The organism is Microcoleus vaginatus HSN003, assembly GCF_022701255.1.
GTDB lineage: Bacteria > Cyanobacteriota > Cyanobacteriia > Cyanobacteriales > Microcoleaceae > Microcoleus > Microcoleus vaginatus_B.
The window spans coordinates 6,077,841-6,100,743 of the sequence record NZ_CP031705.1; the positions used below are offsets into that span (position 1 = coordinate 6,077,841).

15 protein-coding genes are annotated in these 22,903 nt (G+C 46.7%); 3 read left to right on the forward strand and 12 right to left on the reverse strand.

Annotation, left to right across the window (positions count from 1 at the left end; translation table 11 throughout):
- Nucleotides 1-241: 241 nt before the first annotated feature.
- Together D0A37_RS26055 and D0A37_RS26060 are read right to left on the reverse strand one after the other, a co-directional pair.
- A complete protein-coding gene (locus D0A37_RS26055) occupies nucleotides 242-4,396 on the reverse strand; it encodes an EAL domain-containing protein (RefSeq protein ID WP_242718858.1) in 4,155 nt (1,384 codons plus the stop codon).
- Nucleotides 4,397-4,514: 118 nt separating this feature from the next.
- A complete protein-coding gene (locus D0A37_RS26060) occupies nucleotides 4,515-4,658 on the reverse strand; it encodes a hypothetical protein (RefSeq protein ID WP_242718860.1) in 144 nt (47 codons plus the stop codon).
- Nucleotides 4,659-4,968: 310 nt separating this feature from the next.
- Here D0A37_RS26060 and acnB point away from each other — a divergent pair, with 310 nt between their 5' ends.
- A complete protein-coding gene (gene acnB, locus D0A37_RS26065; protein ID WP_242718862.1) occupies nucleotides 4,969-7,584 on the forward strand; it encodes a bifunctional aconitate hydratase 2/2-methylisocitrate dehydratase in 2,616 nt (871 codons plus the stop codon).
- A 162-nt stretch (nucleotides 7,585-7,746) separates the two neighbouring features.
- Here the strand turns inward: acnB and D0A37_RS26070 are convergent, their stop codons facing one another.
- Nucleotides 7,747-8,250 (reverse strand): DUF421 domain-containing protein, encoded by a 504-nt coding sequence (locus tag D0A37_RS26070; protein ID WP_242718864.1) that lies wholly within the window; start codon nucleotides 8,248-8,250, stop codon nucleotides 7,747-7,749.
- A complete protein-coding gene (locus D0A37_RS29225) occupies nucleotides 8,223-8,357 on the reverse strand; it encodes a hypothetical protein (protein ID WP_278187117.1) in 135 nt (44 codons plus the stop codon). The genes D0A37_RS26070 and D0A37_RS29225 overlap by 28 nt, the downstream gene beginning before the upstream one ends.
- Before the next feature lie 557 nt (nucleotides 8,358-8,914).
- Between D0A37_RS29225 and D0A37_RS26075 the strand changes: the two genes are divergently transcribed.
- Both D0A37_RS26075 and D0A37_RS26080 read left to right on the forward strand, forming a co-directional pair.
- Nucleotides 8,915-9,118: a hypothetical protein gene (locus D0A37_RS26075; RefSeq protein ID WP_242718866.1), complete on the forward strand. Its 204-nt coding sequence runs from the start codon at nucleotides 8,915-8,917 to the stop codon at nucleotides 9,116-9,118.
- Nucleotides 9,119-9,211: 93 nt separating this feature from the next.
- Nucleotides 9,212-9,592, forward strand: coding sequence for a cupin domain-containing protein (locus D0A37_RS26080; RefSeq protein ID WP_242718868.1), 381 nt, complete (start codon nucleotides 9,212-9,214; stop codon nucleotides 9,590-9,592).
- Nucleotides 9,593-9,936: 344 nt separating this feature from the next.
- Here D0A37_RS26080 and D0A37_RS26085 read toward each other — a convergent pair whose 3' ends face one another.
- From D0A37_RS26085 to D0A37_RS26115, 8 genes are all read right to left on the reverse strand, one after another.
- Nucleotides 9,937-10,593 carry a pentapeptide repeat-containing protein gene (locus D0A37_RS26085; RefSeq protein WP_242718870.1) on the reverse strand — a complete coding sequence of 219 codons (657 nt, stop codon included), beginning with the start codon at nucleotides 10,591-10,593 and terminating at the stop codon, nucleotides 9,937-9,939.
- A gap of 161 nt (nucleotides 10,594-10,754) precedes the next feature.
- The gene (locus tag D0A37_RS26090) at nucleotides 10,755-12,404 is read right to left on the reverse strand and encodes an ABC transporter substrate-binding protein (protein ID WP_242718872.1); all 1,650 of its coding nucleotides are present in this window, start codon (nucleotides 12,402-12,404) and stop codon (nucleotides 10,755-10,757) included.
- 172 nt (nucleotides 12,405-12,576) lie between these two features.
- Nucleotides 12,577-17,412 (reverse strand): PAS domain S-box protein, encoded by a 4,836-nt coding sequence (locus D0A37_RS26095; RefSeq protein ID WP_242718874.1) that lies wholly within the window; start codon nucleotides 17,410-17,412, stop codon nucleotides 12,577-12,579.
- Between the two features lie 42 nt (nucleotides 17,413-17,454).
- Nucleotides 17,455-17,547, reverse strand: a complete 93-nt coding sequence (locus D0A37_RS29605) for a hypothetical protein (protein ID WP_445242451.1) — start codon at nucleotides 17,545-17,547, stop codon at nucleotides 17,455-17,457.
- Between the two features lie 333 nt (nucleotides 17,548-17,880).
- A complete protein-coding gene (locus D0A37_RS26100; RefSeq protein ID WP_242718876.1) occupies nucleotides 17,881-19,356 on the reverse strand; it encodes an adenylate/guanylate cyclase domain-containing protein in 1,476 nt (491 codons plus the stop codon).
- 70 nt (nucleotides 19,357-19,426) lie between these two features.
- Nucleotides 19,427-19,771: a slr1659 superfamily regulator gene (locus D0A37_RS26105; protein ID WP_242718878.1), complete on the reverse strand. Its 345-nt coding sequence runs from the start codon at nucleotides 19,769-19,771 to the stop codon at nucleotides 19,427-19,429.
- Between the two features lie 46 nt (nucleotides 19,772-19,817).
- Nucleotides 19,818-20,396 carry a slr1658 family protein gene (locus D0A37_RS26110; protein ID WP_242718880.1) on the reverse strand — a complete coding sequence of 193 codons (579 nt, stop codon included), beginning with the start codon at nucleotides 20,394-20,396 and terminating at the stop codon, nucleotides 19,818-19,820.
- A gap of 77 nt (nucleotides 20,397-20,473) precedes the next feature.
- Nucleotides 20,474-22,447, reverse strand: coding sequence for a PP2C family protein-serine/threonine phosphatase (locus tag D0A37_RS26115; protein WP_242718882.1), 1,974 nt, complete (start codon nucleotides 22,445-22,447; stop codon nucleotides 20,474-20,476).
- Between the last annotated feature and the right edge of the window lie 456 nt (nucleotides 22,448-22,903).

A 22,903-nucleotide genomic window follows, 5' to 3' on the forward strand; every position in this document is an offset into this window, starting at 1 on the left:
GATGCACCATTTATTCCCTGGTGCATCGAAATTAGATTGTGAGTTTCTAGCAAAAATGTCTTCACAGGGTGACGCATCATTTACCAATCTGTCTCTCATATCGTTTCCGGTTACATCGGAATAATAAAATCGAGCCAACAGTTAACACTCAACCATTCAGTTTTTCGACCCGCCCGTCAACAGTTAACAGTCAACAGTCAACAGTCAACAATAATTCCGGTGCAACCGGAATTGATATCACTCAGTCCATAATTGCTCTATTACCGAGATTGATCAGCATTTCTGTCACTGCGGAACTGTCCAAAGGTTTAGAAAACCAATATCCCTGAGCTAATTCGCAGTCTAGTTCTCGAAGCTGTGCTAACTGTTCGCCTGTCTCTACACCTTCGGCGATCGCATTCAATCCCAAATTGTGAGCCAAAGTTACGATCGCCCGCACAATCTGCAAAGGCTGACCCCCGTCGTCACCATTTTCAACAGCCCCCAAGCGGCTCACAAAAGATCGATCGATCTTCAGCGTATCCAGCGGAAAACGGTGCAAGTAACTCAAAGACGAATAGCCAGTACCGAAATCGTCGATCGACAATCGAATATTTCTACTTTTTAATTGGGCTAGCACAATATTGGCTTTCTTCACATTTTCCACAATCGCGCTTTCAGTAATCTCCAACTTTAAACAGCTTGGATCGCAGCCAGTTTCTGCTAAAATGTCATCGATTTCCTCGATTAAATTCGGCATACCTAACTGTTTAGGAGAGAGATTAACACTCATTGTTAATTGCGAAGGGTCAATAATTGGTGATTTAAAATTCGGAAGTGGTAACTGGGAACTTGTACTGAATGTAGCCGCAGTATTGGTAATTGGGAATTGGGAACTCGTACTGAGCGTAGCCGAAGTATTGGTAATAGCGGAGTGGAAATCGGTAATCGGGAATTGGTAACTGGGAATTGGTAATTTTTTAGCGATTCTTTCTTCCCTGTGACCAATACTGGGGCTACGCTCAGTAAAAGTTCCATGTTCCTCATTCCCTGTATCTGTTACATCACTTAAATCCCCTACATTGCCCGTTACCATCTTCCCTGTTGTTACCCGGAGCGAAATCGAAGCGCCTTCTTCCTTATAGTTACACTGAGCGACTTGCCCAGAGTGAAGCCGAAGCGAGTCGAAGGGTCTTGTTTCGACTTCCATCGGGCTTCTTCCCTGTTGCTCGGTTAACATTTCTTGCCAAATACGCAATTGCTGACAAGCTTCCCGCAGCACCCAGGCTCCCAGAGACACGATCAAACCTGTTTCTTCAGCTACAGGGATAAAAGTAGACGGCGGAACTAGACCCCGAAGCGGGTGGTGCCAGCGCACCAAAGCCTCAAAACCTTCGATCGCACCGCTGGCGATCGAAATAATCGGTTGGTAGTGCAAAATAAAGTGCGAACATTGATCTTTTGTCTGCCCTAATTCCTCCTTGCCCAAAATAGCCAACCGCAGGTCAGTTTCTAACTGCAACAGCGACATAGTATGGTCGTGCATCGCCAAATTAAACACTTCGTGCCGGGCCTTACCCAAAGCTTTAGCGCGGTACATAGCGATGTCAGCATCGCGTAGGAATTCTTCCGGGTGAGTGTACGGATTCGAGTCGCCGCTGTCGGTGGCTTCGCCTCGACTGAAAACAATGCCAATGCTAGCGGTGGTAAATACTTCGTGCCCTTCAAGATGAAACGGCTTCGTCAGTTCTTTTTGTATCTTTTTAGCTGCGAGGGTGGCGTCGCTGAGGCTCTGAATGTGGTCTAGCAGGATGGTGAATTCGTCTCCCCCCAACCGGGCGACGGTATCAGAAACCCGGACACAGGTTTGCAGTCGCTCCGCGAGGGCGATTAGCAGTTTGTCTCCTAAAACGTGTCCTAAAGAATCATTAACTACTTTGAAGCGGTCTAAATCTAGGAAAAGTAAACCAAATTTGTAATCGGGGGACTGATTGGATCGGCGGATGGCTTGTCCTAGCCTGTCGATGAACAAAACGCGGTTGGGCAAACCCGTCAGCGCATCGTGAAAAGCGCCGTGCAGCAGTTCCCGTTCTACTCGCTTGCGCTCGGTGACATCTCGGATAATAATCTGGGCAGCCATAGAGCCTTGATAAGTAGCGGGGATGCCGGCCATTTCAACGTCTATTATTTGTCCGTCGAGTCGCATCAGTTTTTGTTCGGCAAGGTCGATCGGCTGATTTTCTGTCTCGACTAGCCGAATGCGCTCTGTGGCTATTTCCACATAGTTTGGATGGACGAAATGCAATACTGGAAAGCCGATGAGCGCTTCGGGAGAGCTCGCACCGAGGAGTTTCGCGCCGGCAGCATTGATGTAGGCGATTTTCCCTTGACTGTGAACTGCGATCGCTTCGGGAGAGAGTTCTACTAAACGGCGATAGCGTTCTTCACTTTCTTTGAGAGATACTATCAACTCGCAGCGCTCTTTTTCAGCCTGCTGGCGTTCGACTTCCATTTGGTGAACCGCCAGAATTTTGCCAATACTTTGAGCCATCAATTCTATAATTTCTATTTCCTCGTACTGAAATTTCTTTTTCTTTATTTCTCGCGAACTAAAACTCAAGGTTCCGTAAGTTTTGTTATTAACAAATATCGGCGTTCCAATGTAAGATTCCGAGGGGCATTTTTGATAAGCTGGATGTTCGCGCATCTCAGGATCTGCTCCTATATGAGAATACGCAACTGTTTTGTTAAGTTGAATGACGGCAGCGCAGTAAGTATCGCTGAGGTTCAATTCACAGCCTCGCAGTAAGTATTCTAAATCTGTTTTCGCTGCTCGGACAATAAAAGTCTCCCTGTTAACTTCAGCCATGATCCCCATAGAAAGTCCAAACATCAAACAGCCTGCTGTTAGATAATCCTCAACCAGTTCTTCAAAGTTTTGATAATGATAAGTTGTAATCCGGTGCAAGTGTTTGAGATTAGCGCTAAAAGCTGCTAAAGCTTGAGAATTTAAAAATAATTCTTCTTCCGAGCGCTGGCGATCCGTAATGTCTGTTTGTACTCCAATAAAGTGGGTTAAGTGTCGCCGCGAGTTGTACACTGGAGCGATCGACAGTTCGTGCCAAAAAGGCGTGCCGTCTTTCCGAAAGTTGCGTAATATAACTTGAGATTCTCTGCCTTCTTCAATCGCAACTCGCAATTGTTTGGCAGCGGGAGTGTGAGTGTCTGTCCCCTGCAAAAATCGGCAATTTTTCCCCATTAACTCGTCTCTGCGATAACCGGTGATCCGCTCAAAACTGGGATTGACATAAATAATCGGATTATCTGCAACTGTCGCGTCGGTGATGGCAATGCCGTTGCTGCAACTTTCGATCGCCCGTTCCATCATTTGTAAGCGCTCTTGCGATAGAATGCGCTCGATCGCCGCAGCTAACAAGTTGGCGATCGCTTCTACAAAATAAACGTCATCTTGACTGAAAACCCGCCTTTGGCTGGTATGAACCCCCAAAATGCCCCAGGCCTGCGAGGAGGAACTGTTCGTTGGTTCTGCTTGTCCCCAGTTGCTCCCCAGTCCTCGATTGCCGGGAATGATCACAGTGACGCCGCTGACAGCCCGGTGGTTGTGCAGCAGCGGCAACTCGCTAAAGCGCGTTTCCACCCGCAAATCTTCGACGATTGTCGGTTCACCCACTAGCAATGTGTAACCGGCTTGCGATCGGGCAGAAGCGGCCACAGTAGCGCTGCCGACGAGCCCCGGCTGCCAGCCAACCCCCGCTCGCAGCAGAAAAGCATGACCCGAGGGCAACAGTTCTAACAACTGGCAATAATCAACGTCCAGGGTTTGAGCAATTAAAACCGCAGCTTTGTCCATCAGTGCAGACAAATCTGTTTCGGCCAGGGCCTGCTGCCCCAAGTAAGCGACGGCCGCTTGCTGGCGGGCCCGCGAGTGGATTGACGTGAGCAATTCCTGCTCCTTCGCGGCCGCTCGTTTCCGACCGGTAATGTCGCTGAACACCGACAGAACAGCTTTTCCTGACAGCAATGTCAAATACCCCATCGATACACTTGCCCAAAACAGCGTGCCATCCACTTTTTTGAGGCGGACTTCTGTCTCGCGGAGGTGTCCGTTGCGGGCGAGCTGCACCAGCAGTTCCTGGCGGTCTGCGGGGTTGTGGTAGAGCATTTCGGCTTTTTGGCGCTCGATCGACTTGAATGCTGTGAACCCGAAGGCCTGACGGCATAAATCGTTGCTATAAAGAATTGTGCCGTCCGCCAGACTGCTGACGATCAAGGGCATCGGCATCGAGTTGGCGATCGTCAGCAGTAATTCTTTGGTTCCTTGCGGCTCTTTGTACAAGTCTGGCTGGGAGACCCAGCCGTGACACTCTTGAGAGTTTTCAGGGATAAAACTTTCCATTTTTTAATCGATCCATTAGCAGGACAACTTTTTTAAACTTGTGGTAAATGACGATTTCAGATGCAGAGCATTGGTAACAACTGAAGACTTAATTTCATTTGTCAATCAGTAAGATTACTCAAAAAAACTGCTTTTCTAGGAGTAGAAAATTCGCGATTTGGCAGTGGGTGGCCATAAATATGCTGCTCGGCATGATTCCTCGATCGCGCCAATCTGAGTTTTGTACCCACAATCCGAGTAAATTCTGAGCACAATTGCTCATTGACAAATGCTTCCCTAGCTTTAGTTGTCAGGGATGGATGCAGAGGACGATCGACAGTAGCCCACAACACATTAATCTTAACCACAACAATGCAACTGACGGCCTCTACACTACTCGACTGGAGTTGGAGAGGGAGCACTCCGAGTCGAGATCACATCTGCCTTTGGTATGACAACTTACTGTTTTTAAAGTTGCGTTAAGTTTTTATAAGAGCGAGGTACTTTACCCAATATGCAGCGGAAGCTCCTAATCTAAAAAGTAAAGTCACCTGCTGGCCAACCACCGAATACTATCCGAGGAGAGAGGAGAAATGCTTGAATCTTACCGCCGTACCGCTGCTGAACGGGCCGCTTTGGGAATTCCACCGCTGCCGCTAAACGCCCAGCAAACGTCGGAACTGTGTGAACTGCTGAAAAATCCGCCGACTGGAGAAGAAGAAACCTTAATAGAATTATTGCGCGATCGCGTCCCGCCCGGAGTAGACAGCGCCGCCTACGTCAAAGCTGGTTTTTTAACTGGCATTGCTAAAGGCGAAATCCACAGCCCCCTAATTGCTCCCAAATGGGCAGTTTACCTGCTGGGGACAATGATGGGCGGTTACAACGTCCAATCTTTAATCGATTTGCTCAATCCTACTGCCGAAATCGCCATTCCCGCCACCGCCGCCCGGGCACTGAGCAAAACGTTGTTAGTATTCGACGCTTTCCACGACGTTATAGCTTTGTCTGATACCAATCCCTACGCCAAACAAGTAGTCGATTCTTGGGCGGATGCCGAGTGGTTTACGGGTCGTCCTGTGTTGCCAGAAGCGATTACCGTTACAGTGTTCAAAGTTCCTGGAGAAACGAATACTGACGACTTGTCGCCAGCACCTCATGCTACCACGCGGCCGGACATTCCCCTGCACGCTTTGGCGATGCTGGAAAGTAAGATGCCTGGGGCTTTGCAAACCATTGCACAATTGAAGCAAAAAGGCCATCCCGTAGCCTATGTTGGTGATGTTGTCGGTACCGGTTCGTCGCGGAAATCGGCGATTAATTCGGTGCTGTGGCACATTGGCAATGATATTCCGTTTGTGCCAAACAAGCGCAGTGGCGGTTATATTTTAGGAAGTGCGATCGCCCCGATTTTCTTCAATACCGCTGAAGATTCCGGCGCTTTGCCGATCGAATGTGATGTCTCCAAAATGGAAACAGGAATGGTAATTACCATCCATCCCTACAAAGGCGAAATCACCAACGAAGCCGGAGAAATCATCTCCACCTTTACCCTCAAACCCGACACAATTCTAGACGAAGTTCGCGCCGGTGGCCGAATTCCGCTCTTAATTGGACGCACTTTAACCGACAAAACCCGCGTAGCTTTAGGACTAGAACCCAGCACTATTTTTACCCGCCCTACAATCCCAGTAGATACGGGCAAAGGCTTCACTTTAGCACAGAAAATGGTAGGCAAAGCTTGCGGTTTGTCCGGGGTTCGTCCCGGTACATCTTGCGAACCAGTAATGACAACAGTCGGCTCGCAAGATACCACCGGGCCGATGACTCGGGACGAATTGAAAGAACTTGCTTGTTTGGGATTTAGCGCGGATTTGGTAATTCAAAGTTTCTGCCATACCGCCGCTTATCCGAAGCCAGTTGATGTCAAAACTCACCATGAATTGCCCGATTTCATGGCAGAGCGCGCCGGCATAGCTTTGCGGCCCGGAGACGGCATTATTCACTCTTGGCTGAACCGAATGTTATTGCCAGATACAGTGGGAACTGGCGGCGATTCTCACACTCGTTTTCCTTTGGGAATTTCCTTTCCTGCGGGTTCGGGATTGGTGGCATTTGCTGCGGCCTTGGGCGTCATGCCTTTGGATATGCCGGAATCGGTATTAGTGCGGTTTAAAGGTGAATTGCAGCCGGGAGTAACGCTGCGGGATGTTGTGAATGCAATTCCCTATGTGGCAATTCAAAAAGGTTTGCTTACAGTCTCGAAACAGAACAAGAAGAACGTCTTTTCTGGGCGGATTATGGAGATTGAAGGTTTGCCCGATTTGAAGGTCGAGCAGGCTTTTGAATTGACAGATGCGACGGCCGAGCGTTCTTGCGCCGGATGCACGATTAAATTGAGTGTGGAGACTGTTTCCGAGTACATTAGTTCCAATGTCGCGCTGCTGAAAAACATGGTAGCGCGGGGCTATCAAGATGCGCGGACGATGATGCGCCGGGTGGCTAAGATGGAGGAATGGCTGGCAAATCCGGTACTGCTGGAGGCTGATGCTGATGCGGAATATGTCGAAATCATCGAAATCGATCTGAACGACATTAAAGAGCCAATTGTGGCTGCTCCTAATGACCCGGATAATGTTAAGTTGTTGAGTGAGGTTGCGGGCGATCGGGTTGACGAAGTATTTGTCGGTTCTTGCATGACAAATATTGGTCACTACCGCGCCACTGCAAAGGTGTTGGAAGGTGCAGGAGAAGTGAAAACTCGCCTGTGGATTTGTCCGCCAACTCGCATGGACGAACAGCAACTCAAAGAAGAAGGTTATTATAGCATTTTTGGAGCTGCGGGAGCGCGTACAGAAATGCCCGGTTGCAGTCTTTGTATGGGAAATCAAGCGCGGGTTAAAGATGCGACAACGGTATTTTCAACTTCTACTCGCAACTTTAACAACCGCATGGGCAAAGATGCACAAGTTTATCTCGGTTCTGCCGAATTAGCTGCTGTTTGTTCGCTGTTAGGTCGCATTCCTACAGTCCAAGAATACAATGACATTGTGTCGAAAAGAATCGATCCTTTCGCTGGCGATTTGTATCGGTATTTGAATTTCGATCAAATTGCTGGCTTTGAGGATGAAGGGCGAGTGATTGCTTTGGAAGATATGCCTCGAATTGAGGATATTTTGGGAATTCCAGATGGTGTGTTGAGCAAGTAAAAAAAAGGCGGGCAATAGCCCGCCTTTTTTTTATAAGCCTTTTGTTTATAAAATTAGTAAGATCAGAGTCCGTCCATCGATCGTAATTCCTGTAAATACTATCTTTAACTGTCAAGGGCAAGCTCACCAATAATTCGAGCATCCATTGAATTTACAGATCGACTAAGCTACATCTTTGAGAGCCGATCGCGAATTGTCCGCAGATTTTTTGACAACGCTCATGCTGCCGTCGGTTTCTAGCACGACTGCTTCGATTTCTTCGATCGACGCGCTGCCCGTCCCCCTAATCGCCGCCCGAATTTCTGATTCACTCACGCGCTGCTGCCGCATCGCCACAGGCAGAAATTGACCTTGGCTCAGCAGCATAGTAGGTTCGGCTTTGATGAGATTTTTAACCCACTTTACCCGCACGGCAAGCCACGTGACGATGAATTGCAGCCCGATGAGTAAGCCTAGTCCGAAAATGCCCTCGACGAGCGAAACGTCTTTTGACATGATGACAGTCGCCAGCGTCGAACCGAGCGCGATGGTAACGATGAAATCGAAGGCATTCCACTTCGACAGAGTTCGCTTGCCAGAGACGAGCAGCAAAAAAATCAGTACGACGTAAGCGCAAACGCCGCCGCTTAAAATCTTAATCAATTCATACCAATTGTCAAAAAACATATTTTTATTTCGCCGTCGTGATTTTCCGCGCTTTGCTGCTGCACCAGTGCTAGATGCTTCGTCTGCTTGATGTCGCCCTCGCGGGTTCTGTTAGTTTCCCTTGTCATTGTAGCAGAAGGGCGGAGGTAAAGTTGTAGGGGGCATTCGACTTTCGTTTTGGGGTGATTATTGAGGTTTTGCCATCGAATGCACCTTGTTAATGCAGTCCTGGATACAAAGAAACCGGGTTTCTGACCTCCACGTGCGTAAGTCGCGATCGACTAAAATATAAATGAATAAAAGGCAGATAATTCTGACAGACCAAATAAAAGAAACCGAACTCCCGCAAGCTAGATTTGCTTCATCTCCCCAAGCATCCCCAGCTACCTCCTAACAGGGTAAAGAAAGCGAATCTTGTCAAGCTAATTCTGTTTTACCCTCAGAAAGTTGTATGCCTTGGCTAGTTCTGGAAATTGAGAAAATCCCCAAAGAATACAGGCAGAATTTACTTGAGATCATTTTGGGTTTGACTTTTTGCTAGACAGAAGCTAGGAAGCCGTGTTACCTAAAAGCGCTGATTATGAGGTGCGTCGCGAGTTAATTCGTGCGGACTAAATGGCTGGTATCTCACGGCTTGACCAACTCAAAATAGGGATTAGGTACCTTCCTATTTTCCACAGAAACAATGCTACTGGTGGCACAGTTGTGGGCGCAAGCACGACGGAGAGGAAGACCAACTGCTGACCCCAAGGCACTTGATGCAGATGTGATTTTGGCAGCTCAGCCCATTTTGGTCGCAAATGAAGGGCATGAGGTAATAATTGCTACAACGAATGTGGGGCATTGGTCGCAATTTGTTGATGCTCGCGAATGGCGAATAATTCAGTAATCTTTAAATCGATCGCACTTACGTACTTACCCCATCCTTGCTATACTTTCAACTACAGATATTTTTACGGACACCGTTGGTGAGATAAACAGGATGGTGGAAACAGTGGACACAAGCGAAAAAATTGACGATCGCACACAAACCCGTTACTGGGGTCAAGTGACAGTCATAGACGCGGGCGATCGTTATAAGATCAATCGCATTGAAGTCAAGCCGGGGCATCACATCAGCACCCAAATGCACTATCACCGCAGCGAGCACTGGGTTGTCGTCTCCGGTACCGCTAAAGTTATCTGCGACGACAAAGAGACGATTCTCATGCAGAAACAGTCAACCTACGTTCCCATGAATACTGCTCACCGCGTAGAAAATCCAGGCGTTATTCCCCTGGTGATGATTGAAATCCAAAATGGTGAATACCTTGGCGATGATGACATTATCCGCTTCGCCCAAGATTCTCACGAGGAAGATTGAGCCTAGATCAAAATATGAAGCCATCCCAAAGGCCAGGGAAAAGTTTTGCACACCGAACCATGACCCAAAGCCTCCAGGATACAAGCCCCCGGATTCATTCCTTCGCAGACTCAGGACGGAGAAATAAAAAACCTGTATCCGATGAAACTTGCCCCCCGAATTTATCCGTGGGGTCAATGCTTCAATTCATTAATCTAAAATCTAAAATCGATTGACCGAAAGCAGCGACCGGAAACAAGATAAATCCTACAATTAAAAGTGTAGGGGCAATTTCAGAATTGCCCCTACCTTGTTATATTAAGTTTGTTAAGCACCAGAATTTGATATAGCAATTGGCGATCGTCCTACGGCAAAGAAGCGTTTTTCAAATCTACATTTGCCATATTGGCATTCTTTAAATTAGCACCTGTCAAGTCCGAACCGTTCAAATTTGCACCGTTCAAATTTGCATTGGTCAAATTTGCATCCCGCAAGTTGACTCCCTGTACGTCTATTCCCGCCAAACTGCCGCCTCTGAGGCTGACATTAGCTAAATTCGCTACAGACTGGCGAGCATTTTTCAGGTTCGCACCCACCAAATTGGCACTTTCTAAATTTGCACCGATTAAATTAGCGCTGGTGAGGTTGGTATTTTTCAAACTGGCAATCACTAAACCCGCCAAACTCAGATTAGCGCGGCTCAAATCAGCACCCTCCAAATTGGCGCCGTGCATTTTAGCCCCAATTAAACTCGCACCTTGCAATTTAGCTTGTTTCAGATTTGCTTCGTTCAGTTTGGCTTCGTCCAAATTTGCACCGTTCAAATTTGCACCTCTGAGATTCGCACCGCTCAAATCTGCACCGCTCAGATTCATACCAGCAAGCTGCGCTCCTGTCAAGTCACATTGGCTACATTTTTTAGTTTCTAATAATTGCTTGACGTGGGATACGTTTTCTGCCTTTACTCCAGAGGCAAAACCCATCGCAATTAGCAGCCCTGTTGTTAAAATCCCAAGTTTCATATACCCAGCCTCAGCAATATCTCTGTTTTAATAATATCCCACATTATTAAATAGGTTAGGGTGATCAGTCTCTTTGATAAACTGTGACAATCATCACCCTATTGTGTACAAAATATGCAATAATTATTGACGTTTCAACTCCTGGAAATTCTTGTAAAGAATTATTGCTTTTTCAGGAACCAAAAAGGAAAAGATTGCGTCGGTTCGAGACGGACGCCGGTGATGCTGTTCTGAGCAAAAGTATAGTCCTTATCCTGCCAAAGAGGGATGAAAGGTACATCTTGAGCCAGTATGTCTTGAATTTCGCCAAATAGGGCTTTGCGGGTTTGAGGGTTTGTTTCTTTGCGCTCCTTGTCGATCAGTTGATTTACCCGATCGCTATAATAAAACGAACCCTGACCTTGACTAGCACCCTTTTCACAGCCCGCAGCGGCAGAACCCGTGGCACAATCCAAAAACGGCTGAATGTAATTGTCGGCATCGAAAAAGTCCGCGTACCAATCCACTAAAACCGCAGGATAAATACCTTTCTCTATGTTTTGAAACAAAGTCGGAGATTCAACGCTGTTAATTTCTACCTGCATTATCCCGTCCATTTTGAGTTTAGCTTGCGCCTCGATCGTACTCGCCACTAAAGCTCGTTTTGTGGAAGCTGAAGGATACCAAAGTTGCAGAACAAAAGGATTTGTGGCTGAGTATCCCGCTTTCGTCAAAAGTTCCTTAGCCTTTGCACTGTTGGCATCGCCGTACAGTTCTTTAAAAACCGGTTTTTGAACGTCGAAGGTTGTGGGAATCAGACTGTAAAGCGGTTGTGCTTGTCCCCGCAGTACCCGCTCATTAATCAGGGGGCGATCTATCGCAGCAGCGATCGCCTGTCTCACTTCTAACTTATCCAGCGGTTTAGACTTGGTATTCAGCGTCATGTAACTAACCGTACTGCTTTCCCCCGCGATTTCCTGCCATTTCCCTTGTTTTGCTCCCTCGCCCAAGCTTTGAACTTGGTCTGCATCCAGAGACAAATAAGCCACATCAACTGCACCAGTCCGAAAACTATTGAACAAATTTGAGGAACTAGAAAGCAGCAAAAGGTCAATTCCTTGATTAACTGGTTTTTCGCCCCAATACTTATCAAACACGTCAAACTTGAGAGAATCGCTGCCGTACTTCGCCAACTTGTAGCGTCCCGTTCCCACAAACGTATCGGGTTTAAATTTACCCTCCCCAATCTCGTAGGCTTTTGGAGAAACTGCACAACTACCAGCAAATGTCAGCAGAGAAGGAAAAGCAGCAAAAGGCTTTTTGAGTTGAAAAGTTAATTCGTATTCACCCGTCGCTTTCACAGATTCTACGGCATCGCCCAACAAAAAAGCCGGACGACCGCCATTTTTGATAAACCGCTGCAAGGAAAACTCCATTGCTGCGGCATTAAACGGGGTGTCGTCGTGAAAAATAACGCCTTGACGCAAGGGGATTGTATATGTCAATCCATCTTGGCTAACTTTAGGCATTGCTGTAGCTAAATGGGGGACTAATTCAGTAGTTCCCGACTTGTAACTATAGAGAGTGTCGCCCAAATTTTGCAGCAATTGCCCTGATATAATTTCGTAAGCGTCCGCAGGATCGATCGTCCGCAATTTCAAGGTTGTGCCAATAGTAACGCGGTTATTAGCATTTTCGCCGGTCGCAGTGACCGATCGACGTGTTCCTTGGCCACAACTTGCAGTTAACAAGCAGCACAGACAGAACAGAGCTATAGCTTTAATCACTGAAGGTTTTATAAATATTTTATGCTGCTGCTTGTTGATTCTCATCGTCTTTTTTTGACACTCCAATTTACTGATTATATTATCAGGACTTACGCACTGTTAGACTAGAAACCGGATTTATTGGTAGATTCTCCTGTAATACAAATATCCTTGCCTCACTAGAGCAACTTGAAAGCTTGAGGATGTTCGATCGCCTTGAACTCGATCGCATCAATTCTTAGAGCTTGCTGGGCGATGACTGTTCTTGCTTGCTAAGAAGTGCCGCGATCGTCTTAATTAATTGATCCGGTTCGATCGGCTTTGCCAGATGTCGTTGAAATCCAGCTTGCAAAGCTTGCTTTTGATTAAACTCCCCCGCATAGGCAGTCAGGGCGATCGCCGGAATCAGCCCCCCCCGTTCTGGTGGCAGGGCTCGCACTTGCCGCAAAAGCATATAGCCATCCATTCCCGGCATTCCAATGTCGCTCAACAGGAGATCTGGCTGGAAATTAGTCAGCGCTGTGAGGGCTTCTTGAGGGACCGCAACAGTCACTACCTCTGCACCTGCATCTTCTAGCAAAAAGGAAATCAACTCTCGCATATCCGGCTCATCATCTACAACCAGTATCCGCATCCCCGATAACGGTTCATCCGCAGTCGATCGTTCGGAAAGTCCTGCAAGAGACTTTTCTTGTCCCTTTACCTTCCCGGATAGGGGCAGTCTTACAGTAAAGGTTGCCCCTAGCCCTTCACCGGGGCTATCTGCCCCAACTGTGCCGCCGTGGAGTTCCACTAGATGGCGCACGATCGCCAGCCCCAATCCCAAGCCACCAAAATTGCGGGTTGTGGCGCCATCTTTTTGCCGGAAGTAGTCAAACACGTAGGGTAAAAACTCCCGTGCGATGCCAATCCCTGTATCAGCCACCGTAATTTGAGCCTGATTACCAACACGAGTCAAATTCACCTCAACGCGCCCCCCGGCTGAGGTGAATTTGACCGCATTAGAAACAAGATTCCAAACAATTTGCTGCAAACGGCCCGAATCCCCCAAAATTTGTCCAATCTGAGGATCTAACGCAGTCCGAATATCAATGGATTTGGCAACAGCAGCCAAATTGACTGTTTCGATCGCCGATTCCACTGTTAAAGCTAAATCGACTGGACGAATATTAAGACTGAGCTTGCCTTGAAGAATTTTCGAGACATCGAGCAAATCTTCAATCAGTTCACTTTGCAGCTTGGCGTTGCGTTCGATCGTCGCTAACGCCTGTGCAGTTTTTGCCGCATCCAGCTTGCCCGTTTGCAGCAGCTTTGACCAGCCCAGGATGGGATTGAGGGGCGATCGCAATTCATGGGATAGTACCGCTAAAAACTCATCCTTGATGCGATTTGCCTGTATTAGCTGTTCCGCTTGCTGCTGGAGTGAATCGTTCAGGCTTGCCCGTTCCAGAGCGATCGCGATCTGGTCACAGGTAGATCCCAGCAGCTCGATTTCTGCAGGCGTGAAGTGCGTCCGAGTCAGACTGGCAAATGAGAGCGTTCCTAATAACCGTCCTTGAGAGACTAACGGTTGACCCGCGTAAGCCGTGATGCCCATTTCACAGACGGCTTTAGCATTCGGATTAGTGGAAAGTTGGGCTTGATTCAAGACAAGTTGCTGCTGCGTTTGGGCAACCACTCCACAGAGATATTCCCCTAATTCGATCCAGGCGATCGCCTGCGCCCTTTCTTCTGAGATGCCATGGTAGTGTCTCAAATGCAGCATCGGGTGGTTGTCTTTTTCTTCCACCATGAAGTTGTAGTAACAATGCAGATCGAGTTGCACTGAAAGTTTGCGGAATAGCGTGTCCATCAAAGCCAAAGGCTGTTCTGTCTTCAACAGATCGCGGGTAGTTTCATAGAGCAATTGCAGTCGCTCACTTGCTTGCCGTTGTGCGGTCTTGTCCTGTATGATTTTGACAAATCCCTGCGGACAATCCGCATCATTAAGCAGGGGCATCATCAATCCACTTGCCCAAAAGCGATTCCCATCTTTGCGGACGTGCCAGCGTTCGTTTTTAGCTCGTCCTTGCGTTAGAGCCGTTTGCCTTTCGTACTCGGCTTGTCCTTGTTCGTTATCTTCGGGTGTGAACATCATGCGACTCAGGCAACCGATTGCTTCTGTCTCGGTATAGCCCAACAGGCGTTCTGCCCCTGAGTTCCAACTAGCGATCGCCCCGTTAAGGTCGAGGGTGAAGATCGCATAATCTTTGGCGCTTTCAAAGATCAGACGGAGGCGGGATTCACTCTGGCGCAGGGCTTCCTCAGCTTGTTTGTGGTCTTCAATATCAACACAGGAGCCGATGTAGCCCAAGAACTGACCTTCCAATCCGTAGCGAGGAACAGCTTCATCCATCACCCAACGGTATATGCCATCAAAGCGTTTCAAACGATATTCCATCTTGAACGGTTGACGGGCATCAAAGGCAGTCACATAGGTGCCTAAACATCGATCGAGGTCGTCGGGGTGGACTCCTTGTGCCCAACCATTGTCGCTTTCTTGTTCGATCGTCCGTCCCGTAAAGTTTAGCCACGGGAGGTTGAAGTAATAACAGAGTTTATCGGTGCCAGCCATCCAAATCAGCACAGGGGCGGCATCTGCCATCAGCCGGAACCGTGCCTCACTCTCCCGTAGTGTGGCTTCGGCTTGTTTGCGATCGGTGATATCGTTGACCAGTGTTACAAACCCTTCAACTTTTCCTTGGCTATTGAAGCGGGGAACATAGGTTGCATTGATATAACGGGTTACACCATCTTTGTAGGGAATTTGGCTTTCAAAGGTCACTTCCTCTCCTGCCAAGACTTGCTCAACATAAGGACGAATTGCTTCATACGCCGTTTCGCCTAAAACCTCTCGGAGGTGCTTGCCGTAGATTTCTTTTGCCGGAGCTCCAAACCATTCTTCATATGCTCGATTGTGGAAGCGGTAGCGTTGGTCTGAGTCTACAAAGGAGATCAAGGCAGGCACGGCATTGGTAACTAAACGAAGTTCTGCTTCTCGTTGTTGCAATACCTCCTCAGCAACTTTTCGATCGGTAACATTTCGGAAATAAATGGTAATCCCGTTCGCGGCAGGGTAGGTGCGAACGTCATACCACCGATCGTGGTCGGGATAAAACGCCGTGACTGACAAAGCCACGCGCTCCTTTGCTACGCGCCGATAAACCCGCTCAAATTCGCTGCCATCAAGTCCGGGGAATTCTTCCCAGAAATTCTTCCCAATCACATCGCTCGGAGTGCGGTCTAGCAGAATTTCCGCTGACCGATTCATGTAAGTGAAACGCCAATTCTCATCAAGGGAGAAGAATCCATCATCAATGCTCTCAAGAATGTTGCGACTCTGCTCTTCGCTTTGACGCAACGCTTCTTCGGCTTGTTTGCGATCGCTGATATCGATCAATACGCCCCGCGTCGAAATAATGATGCCCTCAGCGTTGTAGGCGCAATCGCCCTTTGCCAAAATCCAACGAACGGTGCCATCTGCCCACAGCGTCCGATATTCTATGTCAGTATGCGCTTGATTCGCTTTTAGCTCACTGAGGACGGTGTGAACGAATGGGCGATCGTCGTGATGCACGGCTTCTAAAAACACCTGCACCGACATTGCCTTATCCACGGATAAACCAAACATCGTTTTGGCTCTATCCGTAAAACTCAGCGTGTCTGTTTCTATATCCCAATACCACAAACCCAAATTGCCGCCTTCGGAAGCCAATCGGAGTTGTTCTTCGCTCTCACGCAACGCCTGGAACGATCGATCGCGCTCGAAGGCGATGCTGGCAACTTGGGTGCCGAACTCGGCGAGTTTATATTCCCAATCCGTCGGCCTCCGCGCCTCGCTAAAGCAAAGCATCAGCGACCCCATAGCTAGATTGTCCTGTCTGAGTACGGGCTGAGAATGACAGGCTAGAATGCCATGAGCCACGCATAAATTTCGCCATGCTTGCGACCCGCGATCGTCGTTGGCAATGTCGGCGCAGGTCACGGGCTGACCGCTATACACTGCTTCGCCACAGGTTCCAATGCACAAATCGTTAATCGGAGCATCTTGGAGTCCTTCACCAAAAGACGCTGGAAAGTCTGGAGTAATGGATCTGTTAAACGTCAGCCGCTGAGCATCCGCTAGCCGGAAGGCCGCGCGGGTATCCGGATTCAGCCTGGATACTGAGTCACACACGGCGGCCAGACAGTCGTCGAGTGGCTGTCCGAATGCGATCGACTCCAGCAGTCGTTTCTGCTCGATTAGGATGAGTTCTGCCTGTTTGCGATCGGTAATGTCAGCAAGCAAAACGGTCAGTCCACTGGGGGAAGGGTAAATGCGATGGTCATGCCAAGCCTTCCAAGGTGAGTACAGATAATCAAACTGGAGCGACGTTTGTTCGCGCATTGCCCGATGAAATTGCACGTAAGCATCGGTGTCAACGGCAGCGGGAAATAGCTCCCAAACGTTCTGACCTAGAATCGCTGACCGCGACATTCCAACCATTTCACAGTAGCGATCGTTGGCATAGGTGTAGCGCCAATCGCGATCGAGGATGTAAAAGCCATCGTTGATGCTAGAAAGTACCGCTTCTAGCTGTTCTTTTGCCACAGTCGCCGCAGTTTGTGCTACTTGGCCCCGAACCTGGGCTTTTTGTTCTAGGAACCTTGCTTCCTGTAAAGTTTGCAAGGCTGCTTTTGCGTTTTTTCTAGCAGTGCGCCACGATCGATTGAGTGAAGCGCTCAATCCTGCGGCGATCGAAAACATACCGATCCGAAGAATTGTCTCTACATTAGCGATCTGTAAGGAATAGAACGGGTCAATAAAAAAATAGTTGATTGCCACCGTGGATAAAATTGTTGCCAGCAACCCAGCCCCAAAACTGCCATACCAGGAACTCACCATCACCGCGATGAAAAACAGGGGCGTCGTGGTTGGGTAAAGCCACGGTAAAAGCAATCGCGTTAGCCCCAGTGCCAGTGCCACGGAGAGGGTGGCCACAGCATAGGGAAGTAGTCTAACTCTTAAAATACTGTTGATTCCCTCAAAACTCACCCTTTGTACTCCTTATCCGAAAAATATCTTGCTCGCTGCGCCTTACTCATCCCGCAAGATGTAAATTTGCGTGAGTTCCAAGCCAGAAGGCGTAGAGTGTCCATTTTTCCAACGATTAATCGTGGGAAAGGTCATCTCTAATTCATCCGCCAAATTTTTCTGAGACAGGTTCAGCGCTGACCGCCGTTCTCGCACCAAATTACCGATCGCTGGTTTTTGAGCCCTAAGCCGTTCTATTTTGAGAAGCCTCTGAAGTAACAGGCATAAAGCTATTTATATTTTACACCTTTGACAGATTCCAGAGGCCAGTCATCTCTCTCAAGATATATAGCAATCCTTACAGGAGTGGTAAATTTTTTACCCCACCCCAACCCTCCCCGAACCGGCTCTAAGAAAGTAAGAAATTCACCAATGATGGGAGGATTGCGATATGAAGTCAATCTTAAATCTAAAATAGACGAAGTTGCTTTAAATTCCTTTGAGGAGCGATCGCCAATCCCGACAGCGTTTCAAGTAAATGCGAGCTACCTGATCGCTAGGATTTGTTCGCAAACACTCTTCAAATAATTTTCCTGCTTCTCGGAAGTCCTTGCGATCGCACAGTAACATAGCTTCATTATATACAGACAAATTTGCTAGCTTTGCCGACAAAATTTCCGGCGAATCTGCATCAAATACCTCATATACTACGACATATTGAGATTTTCCTTTTACCTGTACTTTATCCACAATTCTAATAGCATAATCGTTCGGGTTTCGCAACCGATCCAAAGTCTGCTGAGAAATTAACAGAGGTACGCCGTAATCTTTGGTCAATCCTTCAATGCGAGATGCTAAATTAACAGCATCGCTAATCACCGTGCTGTCCATTCGGCTTTTACCCCCGACTGTCCCCAGCATCAAAGAACCCGAATTGATGCCAATGCCAATTTGAATCGGGATGTAGCCGACACGTTGACGGTATTCGTTATAATGGTTCAGGATATTTAGCATTGCAATACCCGCTTTCACTGCATCATCTGCAAAGTCACTAAACAAAGCCATAATTGCATCGCCGATGTATTTGTCAATAAACCCGTTATTGCGAGTAATGGCAGGCTCCATCCGCGAAAGATAAGCATTGATAAATTTAAAATTTTGTTGGGGAGTCATAGTTTCGGAAAGCGTCGTGAAATCGCGAATATCCGAAAATAGTACCGACATATCCTGCTGCACTTGGTCGCCTAAATGGACATCTATAATACTTTCATATCCCAACAAATTTAGAAATTGGTGAGGCACAAATCTACCGTAGGCATCAGTCAACTCTGATTCGGCATCCAGGGATTTTTCTAAATTTTGATTAAGGTCAAATAGTTTCTTAATAAATAAATGGCGATCGGCTTCCGCTTCTTTGCGTTCCGTGACATCTTGAAAAACTGCGATCGCAAAAGCAATTCTGCCACTCTCGTCAAAAATTGGCGTTCCCCAAATCTCAAGGGGAATTTTCTTGTGGGGTTGATGAATTTCTAGATCCTCAGCCGTGGCATTTTCGCCCCTCAAAGCTCGGACGATCGGCAAATTCTCGAAAGGGTAAATAGTCTCAGTTCCCGCAATATAAATTTGATAACTTTCTGACAATTCCTCAACTGAATTTAAGGGCAAAACTCCTTGACCGAGTAACTGCTCTCCGGCGTGATTTACGTAATAAGGCTTGCCTTGAAAATCTAGCACCAGCACACCTATGGGAATCGCTTCGAGAAATTGAGCCAGCTTGATTTCGCCTTCCCGCACCGCCTCGAATGCGCGAGATCGCAACTCAGTTTCAACCGTATCGGAATGTTGAGCAGTAGTTTCCAGCAAGATTTCCAGATCCGCTTTTTCCTCCTTCAAGTCTTCCACTTGCTGGCGCAATCTTTCTATCTCTAAAAGTAGCTGTTCTCTAGATGGTTGTTCTTCCAGCATAACCCGAGAATTTGCGCCTCGACTAACAAAAAATTGCTCTACAGCTCGCACCCTAAAATTAATCGTGTTTCTAGAGAAATTCCAAGTGCAAACCAGGCATCAGGCGCTGGAAATTCTTCAAAGATTTACCGTGCCAAGCTATGCTTTGAGAGCCTTGTACCGCTATTTGCACCCTGGCTTTTTTGCGTACCTCGATAATAAACTTCGATAGCATATTGATGCCAGAACTGTTCAAAAATTCTAACTGCTGCAAATTGAGGGTAATTTTCGTCGGTTCCACGTCGCCAACCTGGGTCAGCAACTGCGCTATCGGCGCGTACTCTGCAGGCCCGCTCAGCCTTAGAGATCCTATAAAACTCACGGTTGCCGTTGCTGGATCGTAACAGATTTGGTAATCTTCGGTATTAATTTCCATAGCCACAAAAAAAAGTCCCTTCGATATTATCGATCGCCAGCGTTGCTTATACTGTTAATTGCACCATAGTTGTGACGGCAATTACTTCCGGGTCTTTGTGCAGGGTCTGGAATTTCCAGCCAAGTTTGGCGGTATAATCGGTGAGCATGGTCAACAAACCCAATCCAGAATTGGTACAGCTTTCGTCAGCAGCATTTTTTTCCAACCGCTCAATGTAAAGTTCGCTGGGTTCGGAGCTCAGCAACTGTTGAATGTAAGCCTGAAACTTGTCCACATCTTGGGGAGAGATGCTGTTAGCAACTGAGAAAATCACACTGTCGCTCTCTAATTGCAGTTTAATATCGATCGGGTACTCCGATGTTTCATCATTAAACTTCATGGCATTTTCCAATAACTCATTTGCAATGTAGCTAACAGCGCTTTTTATTTCAGCTTGTCTTTCAATTGTCGAGGGTTCATCTTGGTTGCCCGGAAAAAAAGTCGTCAGGTAGTCAGCCAGAAAATCCGCCGACAAACCGTTGTTCCGCCACCGCTGCTTGAGAGGAACCGAACTCGGAGAAAATCCAATTATTAAGTATTCTTGGCTAGCGGGCTGCTCTATGAAATGGCCGAAAATCTGAGTCATATCGATGTGAGACCTAAAGTTTGAGATGAGGGACATCACTGAATATATTTTAAACTTTAGAAGGGATATCCAAGTAGTTATTTTTGTTTGAGTACCAGTAATGTGATGTCATCAAAAACTTTTTGTTGGCCGATGTGCGATCGCACGTCCTTAATTACGGCGTGCCTGATTTCGGTAGCCGAACGCTGCCAATTAATCTCTATTACCTCAATTAACCTATCTAAACCATAAAGCAGTTGATCCATATTTTGAGCTTCCGTAATCCCATCAGTGTAAAGCACCACCACATCTCCTGAATGCAAGTGCACAATTTTCTCAGCAACAAATTCAGCAATATCTGCATCCAGCCCGATCGGGAAACCCAAATCGATCGTATCAAAGCGCTCGACAGAACCGTTACACCGCACGACAATCATTTCTTCGTGCTGGCCGCTCAACTTCAGCATTCCTTGCTGATAGTCTAGCAAGGCAAGGCTAGCGTTTTTGTCGCATTTCATCCGCTGCACATTATCGTAAATTACACTGTTAATAGCACTTAAAAATCTTACTGGGTCTGGTTCATTGTAGGCGAGCAAAGTTCGCACGGCCGTTTGAACCATAATCATTAAAACACCGCTCTCCAATCCGTGTCCCGTCACATCGCCAATGCCTATTTTTACTCTACCTTTGTGTTGGAGTACGTCGTAATAGTCGCCGCCTACTTCCTCAGCAGATTCCATAAATCCCGCAATATCTAAGCCGATAACTTCCTTGAGTTCTCGGTCTTTCGGCAGCAGCATCTGCTGAATCTTGCGAGTAACGTCTAGTTCGGCGCTCATTCGGATATTTTCAGCTTTTAGGCGATCGTTGAGAACAGTAATTTCTTGATTTGCAGCAACTAAGGCATCGGCAATCTTGTTAAACGCACCCACAACTTGCCCCAGTTCATCTCTGTTATCCAAAATAATTTTCTGGTCAAAATTGCCACTTGCCATCTTTTTTGACGTTTCGTCAAGAACAAATACAGTTTGCATAACTGCCCTGTAAAAAGACACAAATAGATAAATAACGAGAGCTAATATTATTAACACTAAAATAAAAATTAAGTATTTCCTATTAACAAAAGCAGCAATCCGCTGCTGAAGAAGAAAATCTAACTCATTTACCGTTTTATCCCCGAGTTGAAAACTTGCCTTTAAAGCCAAATTGCTTCCCGTGATGTAGGTGTAATATTTTAGTGATACACTTTGATATATTGTTTTATCTAGTTGCTTAGTTAGCTGCTTAACCAGAGAGTTAAATTTTATTAAATCCTGTGTTAATGCCGAGCGCAGATTCCCCTGAGGATTATTGCTAAATGCAACCTCCATATTAATTGCTAAATCATCATTGATTTCTCTCAATCGGCTGGAAAGAGTAATCAGTTGCGCTCTTTCCTCTGGTGTGGCATCGGGGCGAAGGCTAATTTTTTGAGAAATAAGCCTAATATTTGACAAAATTTTTTCCATTTCTGGAAGCTGACGCAAAGTAGCATTTATTAAATAATATGTATCCAAATCAGGGTCTGAAATCAGATTGGAAGTATCGCCAACGCGAGCGCTCAGTCTATCAATGTCTGTAGCTAAACGTTGATAGACAAAATCGTAAGTTTCTAAACTCCACTGGCTGCGGCGAAGTTTAAAGTTTTGCCAATCTTGATAAATTTTATGAAACTTTTCACTGGTCATTAATATGTTTCCGACCTTGCTCTCTGCATTTGCTAGGGATTGAAAGTTATTGTCAATCTTGGCTTCTAAATCGTTTCGGGATTGTGAATTGCTTAAATTAGGATTTAAACTCTGATAATTTAACAGTTGAAGTTTCGGTATGTATTCCCTCAAATGGCGCAGGGGTCGCAGGTATTCATTACCGTAGATTTCTTTTTGAGTAAAATCAACCCGGCTGTTAATTTCGGAAATTAACAGGTACATGACCAAGGTTAACGGTATTGCAAAGAGGAAACCTATCAGGAGAAATTTCTGAGGATAACTCAGCCGATTCATTAAATGGATTGCCAGCGATTTCCTGTTCATAATTGATAGATGTCAACAAAATTGTACTCAGAAAGTAGCCTTTGCTACTAAAGTAGTTGCGGGGACGCTCGCTCTAGAAAACCACAATGCTAATACAATTAATCAGCGATAGCTGATTTTATTTCTAATGCGTTTTCGTCCTGTGGCAACAAATTTTGCGGCATCCCTGTGATATTATTGGCTCAGCTCGCTTCCCACAGTCTAAAACACTTTTAGCAGTTTTGGAACGAAGAATAGTAATTTGTACTGGGGTTATGGGGCAGGATTAGAGGCTTTTAAGAATATTTACTTAAGCATAAATTTTTCTTAATACCCTGAGACAAAAAGTAAAAATTAAGTAATAACTGGGTAGTGCAAGTTTCCTGAAACACAACTGCAGGCAGCTAGTAGGAAATACTTGCGCCACACCAGCAACCAGGAGTCAAGTCGGTTCTGCACAAAGGAACCAATAGCACC